Source organism: Tsukamurella paurometabola DSM 20162 (assembly GCF_000092225.1).
Classification (GTDB): domain Bacteria; phylum Actinomycetota; class Actinomycetes; order Mycobacteriales; family Mycobacteriaceae; genus Tsukamurella; species Tsukamurella paurometabola.
The window spans coordinates 3,458,274-3,473,375 of record NC_014158.1; the positions used below are offsets into that span (position 1 = coordinate 3,458,274).

Sequence of the window (15,102 nt, forward strand, 5' to 3'; positions counted from 1 at the left end):
ATGCCGCCTCGGAGGGGCTAGCGCGAGGTGATGTTCACGATCGCGATCTCGGGGGGCGCGGCCACCCGCACCGGCGGCCCCCAAGCACCGGCGCCGCGGCTGGTGTACACCGGCATTCCATCGACCTCTTCCAGGCCGGAGATGGTCGGCTGGTCGAGCTGGACCAGGTAGCGGAAGGGCCAGAGCTGGCCGCCGTGGGTGTGCCCGGCGAGCTGTAGATCGGCACCGCGGCGGGCGAATTCGGCGGCCTGTTTGGGCTCGTGCGCCACGGCGATCGTGAACTCCTCAGGGGCGATGCCCGCGAAGGCGGCGTCGTAATCGGGCGCCAGTGGCGGCGTGCCCTTGCGGTCGTTGACGCCGACGATCCTGATCGACGATCCCCCGCGGGCACCGTCGCGCCAGATCCGGACCGATTCGTTGAGCAGCGGCCGCACGCCCACCTCGCGCCAGCGCTGCACCCAGTTCCGGGCGTCGTCGGCGTAGTACTCGTGATTACCGGTCACGGCGAAGACGAAGGGGGACCGCAGGTCCTTCAGGGGTGCGAGGTAGTCGCCGATCCGGTCGACGGTGCCGTCGATCAGGTCGCCGCCGAGGATCACGATGTCGGGTTCCTGGGCGTTGGTCGCGTCGACCACGCGCTGGGTGAAGGCGCGGGTACGCACCGGGCCCACGTGCAGGTCGGTGAGGAGCGCGATCCGCAGGGCGCCGGGATCGGACGGCATCGCCGCCAACGGGATGTCGGTGCGGGTGATCCGGGGCGACGCGGCCTCGAACAGACCGTAGGTCGTGGTGGTCACCGCGACGACGAGTCCCGCGGCGGCGAGCGTGCGCAGTAGGCGCCGGCCGGCATCGGCGGAGCCCGGGCGCAGCCGCACCGCGACGCGCACCCCGATCCAGGCGATGCCCAGGATCAGCAGGGCGATGAGTAGGTAGAACACCACGGCGAGCCAGGTGAGGCCGGCCGCGCTGATCCAGCGCACCGGCCCGGGCGGCAGTACCCCGGCACCCGCGAGCAGGCCGACCGCCGTCGCGACGGTGAGCAGCCCGGCGGCGCTGAGACCCACGGTGGCGACGGTGCGCGCCCGGGGGGAGGCCCATCGCGCGACGATCCGGCGGTACGTGAGGAACAGTGCCGCGAGGACGACGACGAGGAGCGCAGTGATACCGGACGGCACGCCGATTCCCTTCGATGGTTCGAGCGAAGCTAAACTGTGGCCGCACGCCCTCGTAGCTCAGTTGGATAGAGCGGATCTCTCCTAAAGATCAGGTCGCACGTTCGATTCGTGTCGGGGGCACCAACGCCTATTTGGCGCGCTTGGCGATCGCCGTCACGAAGTCGGTGAGCATCTGCTGCTCGGAGTCGGCCTCCTGCGCGGTGCCGCCGGTGGCGTCCGCGATCCGCTTGAGGGCCGGCAAGTCGGCGTCCTTACTGATTCCGACGGTGTGGATGTTCACCGGCCGCGCCGGATCGACCAGCGTGCGCAGTTGCGCGACCAGATCATCGAGCGACATCCCGCCCGGCTTCTCGTCCGAGCCGTCGGTGAGCAGGATCAGCGAGTTCGAGTACGCCGGGTCGAAGTTCTCCACCGCGCGGCGATACGCGGCCAGTGTGGTGTCGTACAGGCCGGTCGCGCCGCCGACCTTGCGGGGCAGTGCGTTCACCCCGTCGAGCAGTGCCTGGCGCTGAGATTTGTCACCGCGGCGCGCGTCGAGCCGCGCCGTGGGTACCACCTCGGTCCAGTCGGGGCGGGTGGCGCTGCCGATGGAGAAGGTCCACAGTCCCACGGCATTGGCGTCCGGGATCTGGGTGACCACCTTGGTGAAGCCCGAGGCGAGCATGCCGATGCGGGTGGTGTCGCCGGCGGATTCGTTCATGGAACCGGAGGTGTCGACCACGACGAGCGCCTTGAGCGGCACTGCGAGAGTGGCGTAGGCCTGCTCGGCCTTGGTGAGCTCGTCGGTGTTCGGTTCGGGCAGCCCGGCGACCTTCCCGATGCCGTCGGGCGGCGCAGGGCTCAGGTCCTTGCCGCGCAAGCCGGCTTCACCGAGCGCGACGATGCCCTTCTCGGACGCGAAGGCCGCGGCGAGGGTGTCGGCGCCGGTCTTGGCGGCGGTGGCGCGGTCGCCGCCCGCGGTCACGGTGAGCAGCAGATCGTCGCGCGGGGCGCCGCTCTTCGGGACGACGGCGGAGACGCCCGGTTCGTCCTTCTTCGCTGCGAGGTAGGCGTATTCGGGGACCACGACGACCCCGCCCTGGGCCTTGGCGGAGCGGACCGGATCGTCGTCGACGCGCTTGGCGGCCTGCGCGTACTGGGCCAGGGCCGCAGTGAGGGCCTGCCGGTTCGCGCCCGGCTGCTGCGCCTCGGACACCCCGGCGGTCACCGGCGCGGTGGCGTACGGCGAATCGGCGGGGACGGCGCGGATCGTTGCCGCCTGCAGCGCGTCGAGCCAACTGGTGGGCTCGGGGATGCTGGCGCCGGCCAGCACGATCGGCGAACTGGCCACCTCCGTGGTGGGCAGGTCGCGGCCGAGCTGGGCCGAGACGGCGGCCACCCGGGTGTGCGACGGTGCGAGCCACAGATCGGAGACCTCGCCGCCGCCCGTAAGATGCCCCGCGACCTGCGCATCGGGCACCTCACGGACGGTGAAACTGGTGCACTTGTCGGTGACCGCCTTCGCTTCGGCGCGCACGGCCGGGACGAGGGCGGGATCGGCCATCACGGTGAAGGTGGATTTCTCGCCGCAGCTGACGACCTTGCCGCCGAAGATGGCGACGAGTCCCGCGACCAGCAGGGCGACCAGACCGATGGCCAGCGCGTACCGCAGATAGGTGCGGCCGCGCGGGGTTGCCGCCGGTGTGGCACCGGGGGCGTGATGGCGACCCATGAGTCGTTGACGCTACTTTCTCGACAAAGAGCTACTACTGCTGATCGGGCTTCGGCTGATCCGCCTGCGGATCGCGCGCCTCCTGCTCGACCTGAATCTCCTTGTCGTCGATGAACTTCTTGGCGGCGTCCTGCGCCTTGTTCACCTGCTCGGAGAACTTGCCGCCGGTCTTGCTGTCGACGAAGTCACCCGCCTTGTCGATGAGACCCGGGTTCTTCCCCAGTGCGTCCTTGGCCTTGTTTGCGATGTCCTTGAAATCCATGGCCACAGGCTAGCCGACCTCGGTCCACCAGTCTCCATTGCTTCGCGTTCCCGAAGAATCTCCACTGTGGTGATCTACCTGCGGAATCCGGCCCGCCGCCGCCGCGATGCCGTCGACCCTGCCACCGGGCTTGGGAACCACCGTGGTGATACCGGCGTCCTTCGCGGCCACCAATAGTCGCTCGACCGGCTCCGACCAGTCGTGGAAGGCGAGATTGAAGGTGGCCCAGTGCACCGGTACCAGCGGCGCCTTGGGCCCCGCGATCATCTGGTGGATCGCGACGGCCTCCTCCGGATTGGTATGTACATCGGGCCACAGCGGATCGTAGGCACCGATCGGCAACAGCGTGAGGTCGAACGGGCCGAAATGGTCGCCGATCAGCTTGAATCGCTCCGTGTACCCGGTGTCGCCCCCGAAGAACACGGAGTGCCCCTGGCCCGACGCCTTCCGCCCCACCAGCGACCACGACGCCCACTGGGTGGAGTTCCGGGTCAGCCCGCGGCCGGAGAAGTGCCGTGCTTCGGTGCACACCACCTTGAGCTCGTCGGTGCCGTCGTGCCCGTCGTCGCGCGTGAGGGTGTGGCTCTGGTCCCAGTCGAGTTCGATGATCCGGTCCTCGGGCACACCCCACGCCCGGAGGTGCCCGCCGACGCCGATGGGCACGCAGAAGGGCACGTCCCGGTCGCGGGTGAGCTCGTCGATGGTCGGCAGATCGAGGTGGTCGTAGTGGTCGTGGCTGATGATCACCGCATCGATCGGCGGCAACGCGCTCAGCGCCACGGGAACGGGATGCAGCCGGGACGGGCCGATGGTGGGCGACGGTGACACCCGTTCACCCCAGACCGGATCGGCCAGAACCCGGAAGCCGTCGATCTCGATGAGCACCGAGGAGTGCCCGTACCAGGTGACGGCCAGATCCGCGGCGTCCACGGGGCTCAGCGGCGCGACCAGGGGAATGGGCCGCGACGGGCGCCCCTGGCCGTGCCGGGCGCGGCCGAGAACGCCGCGCAGGATCTTCCCCGGCTCGAACCGCTCGTGCGGACTGTCGGGATCGGAATTGGTGTACACGGTGTCGGCCTGCGCCCCCATGGACCGCCTCAGGCCCCGTCCGGCGCGCAGCAGGTACACGCCGGTGGCACCGATCAGGCCTCCGCCCACCGTGCCTGCGGCGAGCGCGGCGGCGGACCGCCGGCGCGGCATGTCAGCGCCCCGAGAAGCGCGGCTCGCGCTTCTCGAATCGGGCCGTGAGCGCCTCGCGCAGATCTTCGGAGTCCCAGACGGCGTGCAACCTGGCCTCATCGGCGTCGGTCAGCGGTTCACGGGCGACGTCGTTCTTGAACAGCGCCTTGTAATTCTGCAGCGACAGCGGCGCCAGCTTGGTGATGCCGCGCGCGTAGTCGAGGGCCGCCTCGCGGTCGCCGATGCGATTGGCGAACCCGAGCGCGGCGAGCTGCTCGGCGCCCAGCTTCTCGGCCGCCATGAGCACGCTGCGCGCGTGGCCCCCGCCCACCAGATCGACCAGCCGGCGCAGCGTCCACTTGTCGATGGTCACGCCGAGCTTGGCCGCGGGGATCGCGATGGTGGCGCTGGGGTCGAGCACGCGCAGATCGGCGACCATGGCCATCTGCACACCCGCCCCCACCGCGGGACCGTTCACCGCGGCGATCACGATCTGCTTCATGTTCTCGACCCGCTGGTAGAACCGGATCACCCGCGCCATGAACCCCTTATCGAGCACGGCCCCCGACCGCAGATCCGCCCCTGCCGAGAACACCGTGCCCTGGCCGGTGAGCACGATCACGAAGGCCTCGTCGGCCTCCGCGCGATCGAATGCCGCCTCCAGGCCATCCATGAGCTCGGGATTCAGGGCGTTCCGCGCCTCCGGGCGCTGGAACTCTATGACGGCGACCCGGTCCTCCAACGTGTATCCGATCATGGCCCGCAATCTACGCTACGAGGGTGAAGGATGTCGTCGTGGTCGGTGCAGGCCAGGCCGGTCTCTCGGCCGCCTACTTCCTCCCGAGGTTCGGGATCAACGATTTCGAGGTTCTTGATCACAATTCGGGTCCGGGCGGCGCCTGGCGGCTGCGGTGGCCCTCGCTCACGCTCAAAGCGGCGAACCACGTGCACGATCTGCCGGGCTGGGGTTTGCATGACGCGTTGGGCAACCAGTGCGACGACATCCCCGCTTCCACCGGCGTCGCCGAGTACTTCGGGGAGTACGAGAAGCGGTTCGCGCTGCCGGTCCGGCGGCCCGCGCACGTCGCGTCGATCACGCGCACGGGTGACGCTGACGCGCCCTTCCTGGTGTCCGGGACGCTGGGCGGTGCGCCCTACGCCGAGACCGCGCGGGCGGTGATCAACTGCACGGGCACCTGGGACCGGCCGTTCTGGCCGACGGTGCCGGGCGCCGGCACGTTCGCCGGACAGCAATTGCACGCCCACGACTACCGCACGGCAGAGCCCTTCGCGGGGAAGACGGTGGCGGTGGTGGGCGCCGGTATCACCGCGGTGCAGTTGTTGCTGGAGATCGCTCAGGTGGCGGATACGGCGTGGTTCACGCGCCGCGAGGTGCAGTGGGACGAGACGCCGTTCGATCCGGACAAGGGTCGGCGCGCGGTGGCCCGGGTGGACGAGCGGGTGCGGGCGTGTCTGCCGCCCGGTTCGGTGGTCTCGGTGACCGGCCTACCGGTCAATGATGCGATCCGCCGGGGCATCGCGGACGGAATCCTGGTGCGGCGGGCCATGTTCGCCTCTCTGACGCCCGACGGTCCGCTGCTCGCCGATGGCACGCTCGTGCGCGCGGACGTGATCCTGTGGTGCACCGGGTTCCGGTACTCGATGGATCACCTGGCGCCGCTGAACCTGCGGGCTCCGGGCGGCGGGATCGTGATGACCGGCCGGCTGGCGACCGAGGTGGCCGGCGAGCCCCGGCTGCACCTGTTGGGCTACGGCCCCTCCGCCTCGACCATCGGCGCGAACCGCGCCGGCAGAGAGGCCGCGAAGGCTGTCGCGGAGGCGACCGGCCCGCGCGAGGCCATCAGCGAATAGCGCGCGGTTCTCCCTCTCCGACGGCCGTAGGAACAATTCCGCGCCCGCACGGCCGCGCACAATTCACGGGACGACGATGCGGCTCGAAAGCCGACCGTGAAATACCGGAATTCACCGCATTTTTTCCTGCGCGCCCGGGCTACGGCGCCGCGGAAATCGCCGCTGTGAGACGCGCAGGACGGGAGAATCCCGGAGCACTCAGCCGCGGACCGCAGCGCGAGCAATGCGCCGCATTCACCAGTCTCGGCCGATTCCGATCCCGGGACTGATCTCCCAATTCAGACAGGTGCGCCAAGTGGTCACAGCGCTCGTTACCCGTGACGCAGATCATGAAACACCCTTCGTCGCAGAGGGCGCACGTGTGTGAAATGCGGAAATGCAGAAGTTGCGAAGGTCATCTACATATTTCGACGAGTGCACCGAGTTGCTTACCCCGTCCCCCCACGAAACTATTCGCAAGCCTCTAATCGTAGCTAAAGGAAGGGTTCACCTTGACGTATCGGACGCGCGTTGCGACCGTCGCAGCGCTGGTGGGATTGTTCGCCTCAACCGCCGCGGCCGGCGGCGCAGCAGCTCAAGTGACACCGCAGCAGCCTTCAGGCCCCGTCAAGGGGGCGGTGCAGTACCTGAAGAACTCCGAGGGCGCTGCCGCGAAAATTGCATTGTTCGACATGAAGGCACGGATATTCCCACCCCTGGCGGGTGACCAGAAATCACGCCTGGCGTACGTCGACGGGAAGGCGGAAACGTCGATCACCGCCGGCGAAGGGCTCACCTCCGCTTCGATCGAAGTCGGATACGTCGTGGCGTGCGGAGTGAAAGACGGAGGCTTCGAGTCGTGGATCGGCACCAATCAATCGATTGGATCGACGGTCGGAGCAGGAGCCGGGGGCGGTTTCGGCGGACCATTCCCCTGGGGCGGCGTAGGAGTCGGAGGCTCGGTCAACGGTCAACTCGGAATGAGTCAGAACCAGGTCATCAAGACCGCGCCCGGAACCATCCAATACTTCCCTGTTGGCGTCAAAGAGATCGCGAATCCGAAACCGGGCGAGAAATTCGGCGTACGATTCGCCGAGAAGCGAATCAGTGTCGAAGGATGTATTGGCAGCGTGGACGCAGTCGCTTATGCGACCGGAAAACTGTCGACCCGCTACTTCGACGACGCCAAGACGGCGTACAGCGAAATCATCCGACTCGCGTAGCGGTGAGATCCACCATCGAGGCACCGGACCGTGAGTAAAGTTCCGCGGCTCGTCTCCACCTCCGATGCAGCTCGGATGCTCAGCGTGTCGCCCCGCACCATCAATCGGTGGGCGGCCTCCGGCAAGCTCCCCGCAGTCGACCTTCCCAGTGGAACCCGCCGATTCCGTCTGGAAGACATCCAGGCCATCTGGTCCGTGAAGAAGAGCTGTGTCGCTGAGCCGGGACGCGGTCGGAATCCCCGGTAGTAGAACACCACACCGGGGCCCGCATGGACCATCCGTGCGGGCCCCGGTTGGACTACCCGCTTCGTATCGGACCACGGCCGCGAGGCGATGAACCGGCCGAGGAGGCGATCGATTCCTGCCACATCATCAGCGACTGATGGTGATCGGCGTTCCGTCGCGAGTCATCGCGGCCGACTTCGGATCCAGGTCAGGCCCCTCCGGCAGGGCACCGAGTACGGACCAGGCGACCGGTCTGGCCTGGTGCATGAGTCCCAGCATCTGTGCCACCTCGGCATTCGGAATACCGTATCGGACACCGGAATCGGAGACGTAGAACAGGCCGTCGCGACGATCGCCACCCGGCTGCGCCGCCAGCACGTATTCGCCGGTACCCGGCGGCACATAGGCGAGGTCGAGGTCGTCACCGGCACCATCGGCCGCCGCCAGCGTGACCGGAGCACCGGGCGTGGGTAGCGCCCGGAAAGTACGAAGTTCTACTGTGCCACCGCCTTTTCCATCGGCGCCCGCGGCTACGCAGGCCACCGGGGCATCCTTGAGACCACGGATCTTCGGCCGCTGGTCGGGCAGATCGCGCACCGGTACGCTGCGCACCGTCTTCGCGGCGGCGACCACGGCCGCGGGTACGGTCTCGATCGACGTGGCCCGGGCGTCTCCGGCACGAATCAGATCGGCCGCCCACCGTCCCACCGGCTGTACCCCGTCGGCCAGCACCACGTAGAGCCGTTCCCGGTCGGCGTCGGCCACCTTGACCACATCGCCGACGGCGCTCCCGGCGATCACGGCGGAAGGCTGCCCCCGGCCGGCGATCTGGGGCACGGCGAGCGGGTCGGTCTCGGCGAAGGCGTTGAGCAGTGCGGCACTCACCGATCGGGCGCTTGCACCGTCGAGGCCGGCGACCCTGCGGATCACGGGATCGTCGACGCTCACCGCGGCACGGACGCCCCCGAACAGCAGGTGATACTTCCCCTCCCGACTCACCAACAGCGCGCCGTCGTCGGCGTCCCCCGAGGCGACCGATGTCACCAGCGTGTCCAGACGGTCGCGCTCCGCCGGCTTGTCGACCGGTGCCGGCGTGGTCCGGTCGCACAACAGCCACGGGGTCGCGCCCTCCTTCCACGCCGCGCTCGGTCCGAGAATCTGCGCCGGCGCACCGATGATGCCCACCTCGGGGCCGCGACGATAGCTCTGCAGGCGCTTGTCCTTGACCTGGGCGGGCGAAGCCGCCTCACCGACCACCAGCCGCGCGGAGGCGAGTCCGGTGACCGGATGCAACACATCGTCGGACCGTACGTACAGGGCCCCGGACTCCTTCGCGAGCACGATCTTCGAGTTGCCGACCGCTCCCTGTGGCCGGATCAGTGCCAGCAACCCGCAGCCGCCTGTCACTACCAGGGCCAGGATCAGCCCGACGATCAGTGAGCGCGATTGCGAGGACATCGGATCGGAGATCATCCGAGGATCGCGACGCAATAGTGCGTGATCCATCCTGCGCACCACGAAGCGGTACCCGCTGACCTGCGCACGGGTGGTCAATTGACGTCGCATCGATTCGACCCCTCCCCCAAGGTGCACCGTGGCCCGCTTTCCCCAAAGCGAGCCTTGCGATCCGAACAGTACGGTATTTTGTCGCCACGGCGGCACGTTTCGGGGGAGACGGCCGGATCGGGGGATGATTCATGGAACAGACTTTCTCGTCACGGACCACCGGCGTCGCGCATTCGGTGCCGAGTACCGCACCCGCAGCGCTCACGGCACCCCCACGGTGGGAACGCCGGAGATGGCCTGCCGCGGGTGCGGTCCTGTTCGCGGAGGGCTCGGCGGCAGCCGTCGGCCTCGGCGCGGCGGCGGCGGGCGCACCGCACTGGGCGGCAGCGACCGCCGCCCTGGCGGTCGGCGGTGCCAGCCTCACCCGGCGCCACGGTGTCTCCGCTGCCGAGTGGGTGGCGCAGCGTCTGCACCGCCCGCCGAAGGTCGTCCACGCCACCGGCGCCGCACCCTATCCCGGCGGCGGTGACATCGGCGTTCGCCATGAGAACGGTCTGCTCACTGCGGTTCTCGCGCCGGTACCCGGCGCCGCGCGAGTGATAGCACTGCGTGGTCGTGATGACCCGGCAGTACCACTCGATGTGCTCTCGCGTGCCCTCCGGCATGCCGACACCCCCGCCGCCAGGATCGACGTCGTGTTCGCCGGCGGCCGGGCACCGTCGAACCCGGTCGGACCACGGCAGCGCTACCAGGCGCTGCTCGGCCCGATCGCCCGGTGGGCGCTCAGCGACCTGCGGATCGCCGTCTCCATCGACCCGTCCGACTGTGCAGCGGCGATCGCGCGCCGGCGAGGCGACGAGAGCGCCGTGGTCGCCCTCGCCGCTCGCCGGATCGCGGATGCACTGGCGGCAGAGGGAATCGCGACCATCCCCGTGGGGGCCGCGCAGCTGTCCACACTCGTGGTCACAGAGCCCGCCGGTGCAGTGCACGCCGACCCGGATGCGCTCGCCGCGGGTGATCTCGACCATCTGCTGATCCGTGCCGACCCGTACGCGACGGCGGGTATCACTCTGCGCCGCAGCGACGACCGCGGGGACCGCCGGTCGTCGGGCGTCCGGGTCGCGGCATGGTTGCACCCCGCCGCCACCATCGGCTCCGCCGAGCGGACCGGCAACAGCGAGGTCACCGGCGCTACGGCTGCCCTACGCGCGCTCCACGTTCCGTTGGCGGGATGCGGCCAGCTGCTCGGCGCCGACACCTTCGGCGGTCCGGTCGCCGCTCGGCTGCACGGGGCCGGCGTGCGCACGGTCTGGGCCTCGGTTGCCGACGATCCCGCGCGGCAGCTCGTCGAGCGAGCCGTCGCGACCGGGGCGCGCGTGCTGATCGTCACCGGCCGGCCCGCGATGTGGGCACCCCTGGTGAAATGGGCCAATGCCCCAGAGGCACTGTGGATCTCGGGCTGGCGGTATCCGGCCGCCCCGCAATTCTCCGCACTCGGACCGGCCGACTACACGGTCACGGTGTTGGACGGGACGGCAGCGGGCCTGACACCGGGTTCGATGGAGCCCACCGGCACGGTATGGCGGATGGAGACGCTCGGCATCTCCCCCGTGATGGAGGCCGACGTGGTGCTCAGCCAGCCGCAGCCGGGCATGCTCACGGTACGCACCGACGGCGGCGCGGCGACGGTCCGCCTGGTGGCCTGAGCGGAGCCGAGACAATGACGGAGCCCGGCGACCGTGATCGCCGGGCTCCGTCATCGCGCCACTAGGCCGACTGCCAGCCGTTGGCCGCCTTCTGGTTCGTGGCCTGCATGTTGTCGACCGCGTTACTCGCCGCCATGCTCACGCTGTTGAGCAAACGATTGATCTCTTCGAAGCTGTCGTTCCATTTCGCCTGCACCGCCTGGTACGCGGTAGCGGACTGCTCGTCCTGCCAGGCGTTGTCGAACTTGTTCTGCACCTGACGAATCGAATCGCCCTGCTGGGTGAGTAGGCCGTACTTGCGGTTGATGTCGTCGAGACCGCTGCGGATCTCGTCGTAGTTGTACTTGATGAAGTCACCGGACATGATCTCTCCTCCTTCTGTATTCGGTCGTGATCAGAGCGACAGCGTCGCGCCGATCGAGTTCAAGTCCTGCTCGCTCTCGGCTTCGGTGGTGTTGTAGCTCACGGTGTTTCCGGCGAGCATCGAGCTGATGTCGTTGATCGCGGTGTTGAGCTTCATGGTGTTCTCGTCCCACCGCGTCATCACGGTGTTGAACGCGATCTGCGCCGTTCCCACCCAGGCGCTGCGCGTCATCTCCACGTCGGAGCGCAGCTGAGCGAGAACGCTGTTCATCTGCGCACCGAGCTCCTCGAGCGAATCGGCGCCGGCCTTCATCTCGGCCAGTTCGGCTGATGTCCCCATTTTCCTTCTCCTCCCACCGGCCGGGCCGGCATCGTCGGACCTCGCCCCGATGGCGCAGTCCGTCCCCCGCTACGGCATCCAGCCGCCACCGGGAAGTTCTTCGCAGGCGCGCCGCAGCGCCTTGCCGATACGGTGGGCGGTGCCCTCCGCGATCGCGATCCATCCGTCCCCACCGGGTCCGTCGTTCGCCGACAGTGCGACGATCCGGCCCGGGGCGCCGTCGATCACCGCGACCGTCACCGGTAGCCGCCGCTCACCGACATGCAGGGTGAATTCACAGGCCCGCACGCAGGTGGCGAAGGCGCGGCCGATGAGCCGCGCGGACTCGGATTCCACGCCGATCCGGCGCAGTTCCGACGCGATCTCGGCAGCATCGCCCCCGCACGTGAGAGCCGTATGCCCCGGGCCCGCGGCGAACGACGCCGCCACGACCGGATCTGCGGCGGGCGCTGCGCCGAGCAGTGGTTCCACCAGCCGGGCCAGTTGCGTCGCGGAGCCGTCGCAATACGGCAGGTCGACGCTGGCGGTACCCGCCCGGCGCACCACCCGCGCTGTGATCTCGCGCGCCCGTGCCAGACACAGTTTGGCGCCCAGTTCGCCGGTGGCCCGCCCCTCGATCCGCACCTCGGGCAGCACGAGCACGTGCAACGCGGCGAGTTCGTCATCGGAGAGCTCGATGTCGGGAGGCGTTGCGGACGATTCTGATCCGACTCTCGGATCCGGTGGGGACCACAGCACCGGTGGGATCTCCGTACCGAACCGGGCCCGGAGCGCGGATACCGCATGCACCGTCACAGTGCCTCCTCGACCATCTCATCGCCCTGGTCGCCGAGCACGCCGGGAGCCGTGTGCACCACGAACGCCTCGGGCAGGTCGTCGTCCGAGTGCGAGGGCACTGCTCCCGACGGATGCACCGACGATCTGGTCGCGGCTCCCGCCGCCGCACCGGCGCCGAGCATGCCGGCCGGCATCATCGGGAAGCCGCGGCCGGTGTTCCCGGTCGATGACGCCGCGACGGGCCGCGTCGCAGTACCGCCCTGCTCGCGGTGTGGTGTGGTCGCGGCGTACCCGCCGAGCGGCGTGGGCGGAACACCCACTCCTCCGCCGCCGGCACCACCGGTTCCCGACCCCGCCTTGCTCTTGCCCTTCTCCCGCGCCTTGTCCGCGGTCTTGAGCTTCGGAGCATCGGTGAACCGCCAGGCCTTGCTCAGCGGCACGGCCGCCTTCTCGAATCCGACCATCACCGCAGCCGCCGTACCGTGCGCCTGCTGCTCGACCCGCTCCGAATCCGCTGCGGCACCGGCGAGTGCGGCCACGGCAGGATCTGCGCCGCCCGCCGCAGCAGCGGCCTGCGCGGTCTCCCGGTCGGTCCGCATGCGTTCCGCATCGGCGACCGAGGGCATCGCGCGGGCCGCGGTCTCGTAGGCCGCCGCCTGCCCGGCGAGCTTCGCCGCGTATTCGGCGAGGTCTGCCGCGTGCCGGGCGAGCCACCGTGCGTATTCGGGCAACGGCCCGGTGCGGCGGCGCTGTTTGTCGGCGGCGGCCGCAGCGGCCTCCGTTCCGCTCCGCGCGCGAGCATCCGTCACGCCTCCGGCATCGAGCGAGGCGTCCAGTTTGACCAGGAGCTTGTCCAGCGCGACGGCCGCGGCCCCGTAGGCGGAGGCCAGGCGTGCGGTCTCCTGGGCCGCCGTGGACAGCGGACCCGCTCCGGCTCCGCCCGTCAGCTCGGCGGCGAGCCGCTCCGTGGGGCGCGAATACCAGTCGACGCCGGTGAAGCCCGGCGGCTGCGGGTCGGACTGCATCGTCAGATCTCCAGGCGCACCGTGTCGGCGAGGTCGGAGTCCTGCCGCTGCACCGTATCCGCGTGGCGCGTGAGTGCCTCACCGAGCACCCGCAGGTCGGTCACGGCGGTCTCGCCGAGCGCGCGCTGCGCCACCCCTATCTCGGATGTCGTGCGCGCCACCGCGGTCGAGACCTCGTCACGCCCGGTGGCGGCGGGCTCGGCATGCGCTGCGAACCGCTCCTGCGCACCGCGCAGGTCTTCGACGATCCGCTCGATGCCCCGCGCCACGTCACGGACCTCCTGCGGCGCCATGCTGAGTCTGCTGTCGCTCATGGTGTTCCACTCCCCCCGAAGTCGTTCCAGTCATTAGACGCACCGGAGTCCGGTGCGGTTCCGTCCGATCGTGGCTACAACCGCAGCTCCACATCGGGCAGCTCATCGAAGACGGCGGTCGCGCCGTCGGCATCGCCCACCACCTGCGGTCCGACCAGCGGCAGCTCACCCACGACCTGCTCGCCGTTGTGACCGGTCACCAGATAGTCGGGCACCGAGTGATCGCCGCCCTGCGAGGGCCGCGCACCGGCCGCGGCGCCCATCGGCATCATTGCGCCGCCCGTACCGCCGCGTGTGACCACATCGCTCGTCGCAACGGTGCGGGCCCCGCCCTCGACCGCCGGGGTGCGTCCGGCCGGGGACTGCGGGGAAGCCGGAGCCAGTGCGGCGTTCACCGCCCCCGCGCCGCCGAGACCGCCCACGCCGCCGCCTCCACCGCCGGCACCGCCAACGCCGGCACTCCCGGACACACCCGTCACCGGAAAGTCGCCGCGGGCAGTATCCGTGGAATCGGTTCCGCCGATATCGTTCTCATCGCCGGCCTGGTCCTCGAGCAGGCCGGTGACCGCCTCACCCGCCGAGCTCGCGATTCCGGCCACGGTCTGCACCGCGCCGCTCACCGTGTCGGTCGCCAGTTTGCCCACCGATGACACTGCGCCGGTGGCCGCCGAGACCACAGCGGGTATCACCGCGCTCGCCACCTCCGCGGCCGCCGTCGCCGCCGCGGCGGGTGGTGCGGTGACGGGAACCTTGCGCCCGGCCGCGCCCACCTGAGTCGAGAGTGCGGACAGTTGCGCCTTCACCCGGGAGACCACGGCGAGCGCATGGTCGGTGTGCTCCTGAGCGGCGGTGACGGCGGCGATCTGGCCCGGCGGCAGCCACAGTGAGGGACCCAGCGCGGAGATCACCGCCATGAACGAATCGATGATGGCTTGCAGTTCCGCCTCCCCCTGGCCGACCACCGCGGCGGCTTCACCGACCGCGGTGGACAGTTCGGCTCCCTGCTCGGCGACCATCCCGGTACCGGCGGCGGCCTGTGTCCCCTTACCCGCGGCGGCGGTCGCGGCGGGCCCCTGCCAGGCCTGGCTCAGCGCGCTCACGGCCTGCATCCCGGCACTCATCCCCTGCTCCAACGCCTTGGAGGCACCCTCGAGCGCCTTGGACGGATCGAGTCCCGAGAACTTGCCGGATCCGAACGTGGACAGCAGGTCCGTCATCGGTTTGACGAGACCGGCCACGTCGAATCCTGGAACCTGGGGTGCCTCGGGCACGCCCTTCGGCGCGGCGGGCAGCTCCTGCTGCGGTGGGTTCTCGGGCGGTACCGGCACCGGTGGCAACCCGAGCGCGGCGAGGACCTCGTTCACCGGTCGATCGAGCATCGCCCGGATCTCAGGATCCAGGGCGACCCCCGGCGCCGTGGGACCGGGCGTCGTGGGCTCCGCCAC

16 protein-coding genes and 1 tRNA gene are annotated in these 15,102 nt (G+C 69.7%); 5 read left to right on the plus strand and 12 right to left on the minus strand.

Going from position 1 to position 15,102, the window contains the following annotated elements; all coding sequences use genetic code 11:
- Window positions 1-17 precede the first annotated feature (17 nt).
- Window positions 18-1,175 (minus strand): metallophosphoesterase, encoded by a 1,158-nt coding sequence (locus TPAU_RS16780; RefSeq protein ID WP_013127943.1) that lies wholly within the window; start codon window positions 1,173-1,175, stop codon window positions 18-20.
- A gap of 46 nt (window positions 1,176-1,221) precedes the next feature.
- On the opposite strand from TPAU_RS16780, the gene TPAU_RS16785 reads away from it, so the two are divergent.
- Window positions 1,222-1,298 (plus strand) — tRNA-Arg (locus TPAU_RS16785).
- A gap of 4 nt (window positions 1,299-1,302) precedes the next feature.
- On the opposite strand, the gene TPAU_RS16790 is transcribed toward TPAU_RS16785, so the two are convergent.
- Genes TPAU_RS16790 through TPAU_RS16805 form a run of 4 tightly spaced genes read right to left on the minus strand, consistent with a single transcriptional unit; the run spans window position 1,303 to window position 5,084 of the window.
- Window positions 1,303-2,886, minus strand: a complete 1,584-nt coding sequence (locus tag TPAU_RS16790; protein WP_013127944.1) for a VWA domain-containing protein — start codon at window positions 2,884-2,886, stop codon at window positions 1,303-1,305.
- A 34-nt stretch (window positions 2,887-2,920) separates the two neighbouring features.
- Window positions 2,921-3,148 carry an antitoxin gene (locus tag TPAU_RS16795; RefSeq protein WP_013127945.1) on the minus strand — a complete coding sequence of 76 codons (228 nt, stop codon included), beginning with the start codon at window positions 3,146-3,148 and terminating at the stop codon, window positions 2,921-2,923.
- A gap of 9 nt (window positions 3,149-3,157) precedes the next feature.
- A complete protein-coding gene (locus tag TPAU_RS16800) occupies window positions 3,158-4,348 on the minus strand; it encodes an MBL fold metallo-hydrolase (protein WP_013127946.1) in 1,191 nt (396 codons plus the stop codon).
- A gap of 1 nt (window position 4,349) precedes the next feature.
- On the minus strand, window positions 4,350-5,084 hold the full coding sequence (locus TPAU_RS16805; RefSeq protein WP_013127947.1) for an enoyl-CoA hydratase: 735 nt from the start codon (window positions 5,082-5,084) through the stop codon (window positions 4,350-4,352).
- A gap of 23 nt (window positions 5,085-5,107) precedes the next feature.
- Here TPAU_RS16805 and TPAU_RS16810 point away from each other — a divergent pair, with 23 nt between their 5' ends.
- The 3 genes from TPAU_RS16810 (at window position 5,108) to TPAU_RS22475 (ending at window position 7,647) form a co-directional block, all read left to right on the plus strand.
- Window positions 5,108-6,199, plus strand: coding sequence for an NAD(P)-binding domain-containing protein (locus TPAU_RS16810; RefSeq protein ID WP_013127948.1), 1,092 nt, complete (start codon window positions 5,108-5,110; stop codon window positions 6,197-6,199).
- Between the two features lie 491 nt (window positions 6,200-6,690).
- Window positions 6,691-7,401, plus strand: coding sequence for an MspA family porin (locus tag TPAU_RS16815; RefSeq protein ID WP_115329676.1), 711 nt, complete (start codon window positions 6,691-6,693; stop codon window positions 7,399-7,401).
- 30 nt (window positions 7,402-7,431) lie between these two features.
- Window positions 7,432-7,647, plus strand: coding sequence for a helix-turn-helix domain-containing protein (locus TPAU_RS22475; protein ID WP_013127950.1), 216 nt, complete (start codon window positions 7,432-7,434; stop codon window positions 7,645-7,647).
- A gap of 126 nt (window positions 7,648-7,773) precedes the next feature.
- Here TPAU_RS22475 and eccB read toward each other — a convergent pair whose 3' ends face one another.
- On the minus strand, window positions 7,774-9,192 hold the full coding sequence (eccB, locus tag TPAU_RS16825; protein WP_013127951.1) for a type VII secretion protein EccB: 1,419 nt from the start codon (window positions 9,190-9,192) through the stop codon (window positions 7,774-7,776).
- 131 nt (window positions 9,193-9,323) lie between these two features.
- Here eccB and TPAU_RS16830 point away from each other — a divergent pair, with 131 nt between their 5' ends.
- Window positions 9,324-10,838: a type VII secretion protein EccE gene (locus TPAU_RS16830; RefSeq protein ID WP_013127952.1), complete on the plus strand. Its 1,515-nt coding sequence runs from the start codon at window positions 9,324-9,326 to the stop codon at window positions 10,836-10,838.
- A gap of 61 nt (window positions 10,839-10,899) precedes the next feature.
- On the opposite strand, the gene TPAU_RS16835 is transcribed toward TPAU_RS16830, so the two are convergent.
- From TPAU_RS16835 to TPAU_RS16860, 6 genes are all read right to left on the minus strand, one after another.
- Window positions 10,900-11,202, minus strand: coding sequence for a WXG100 family type VII secretion target (locus tag TPAU_RS16835; RefSeq protein WP_013127953.1), 303 nt, complete (start codon window positions 11,200-11,202; stop codon window positions 10,900-10,902).
- 30 nt (window positions 11,203-11,232) lie between these two features.
- Window positions 11,233-11,541, minus strand: coding sequence for a WXG100 family type VII secretion target (locus TPAU_RS16840; RefSeq protein ID WP_013127954.1), 309 nt, complete (start codon window positions 11,539-11,541; stop codon window positions 11,233-11,235).
- A gap of 69 nt (window positions 11,542-11,610) precedes the next feature.
- Window positions 11,611-12,336, minus strand: a complete 726-nt coding sequence (locus TPAU_RS16845) for an ESX secretion-associated protein EspG (protein WP_013127955.1) — start codon at window positions 12,334-12,336, stop codon at window positions 11,611-11,613.
- Window positions 12,333-13,343 (minus strand): PPE domain-containing protein, encoded by a 1,011-nt coding sequence (locus TPAU_RS16850; protein WP_013127956.1) that lies wholly within the window; start codon window positions 13,341-13,343, stop codon window positions 12,333-12,335. Before TPAU_RS16850 ends, TPAU_RS16845 begins: the two co-directional genes overlap by 4 nt.
- Before the next feature lie 2 nt (window positions 13,344-13,345).
- Window positions 13,346-13,657: a PE family protein gene (locus TPAU_RS16855; protein WP_013127957.1), complete on the minus strand. Its 312-nt coding sequence runs from the start codon at window positions 13,655-13,657 to the stop codon at window positions 13,346-13,348.
- 74 nt (window positions 13,658-13,731) lie between these two features.
- The gene (locus tag TPAU_RS16860; RefSeq protein WP_041944481.1) at window positions 13,732-15,102 is read right to left on the minus strand and encodes a hypothetical protein; all 1,371 of its coding nucleotides are present in this window, start codon (window positions 15,100-15,102) and stop codon (window positions 13,732-13,734) included.

Excerpts from the sequence above, each read along its gene's own strand:
- TPAU_RS16855 (WP_013127957.1), bottom strand. The coding sequence starts at position 13,657 with ATGAGCGACAGCAGACTCAGCATGGCGCCGCAGGAGGTCCGTGACGTG.
- TPAU_RS16790 (WP_013127944.1), bottom strand. The coding sequence starts at position 2,886 with ATGGGTCGCCATCACGCCCCCGGTGCCACACCGGCGGCAACCCCGCGC.
- TPAU_RS16835 (WP_013127953.1), bottom strand. The coding sequence starts at position 11,202 with ATGTCCGGTGACTTCATCAAGTACAACTACGACGAGATCCGCAGCGGT.
- TPAU_RS16840 (WP_013127954.1), bottom strand. The coding sequence starts at position 11,541 with ATGGGGACATCAGCCGAACTGGCCGAGATGAAGGCCGGCGCCGATTCG.
- TPAU_RS16795 (WP_013127945.1), bottom strand. The coding sequence starts at position 3,148 with ATGGATTTCAAGGACATCGCAAACAAGGCCAAGGACGCACTGGGGAAG.
- TPAU_RS16850 (WP_013127956.1), bottom strand. The coding sequence starts at position 13,343 with ATGCAGTCCGACCCGCAGCCGCCGGGCTTCACCGGCGTCGACTGGTAT.
- TPAU_RS16830 (WP_013127952.1), top strand. The coding sequence starts at position 9,324 with ATGGAACAGACTTTCTCGTCACGGACCACCGGCGTCGCGCATTCGGTG.
- TPAU_RS16800 (WP_013127946.1), bottom strand. The coding sequence starts at position 4,348 with ATGCCGCGCCGGCGGTCCGCCGCCGCGCTCGCCGCAGGCACGGTGGGC.
- TPAU_RS16805 (WP_013127947.1), bottom strand. The coding sequence starts at position 5,084 with ATGATCGGATACACGTTGGAGGACCGGGTCGCCGTCATAGAGTTCCAG.
- eccB (WP_013127951.1), bottom strand. The coding sequence starts at position 9,192 with ATGCGACGTCAATTGACCACCCGTGCGCAGGTCAGCGGGTACCGCTTC.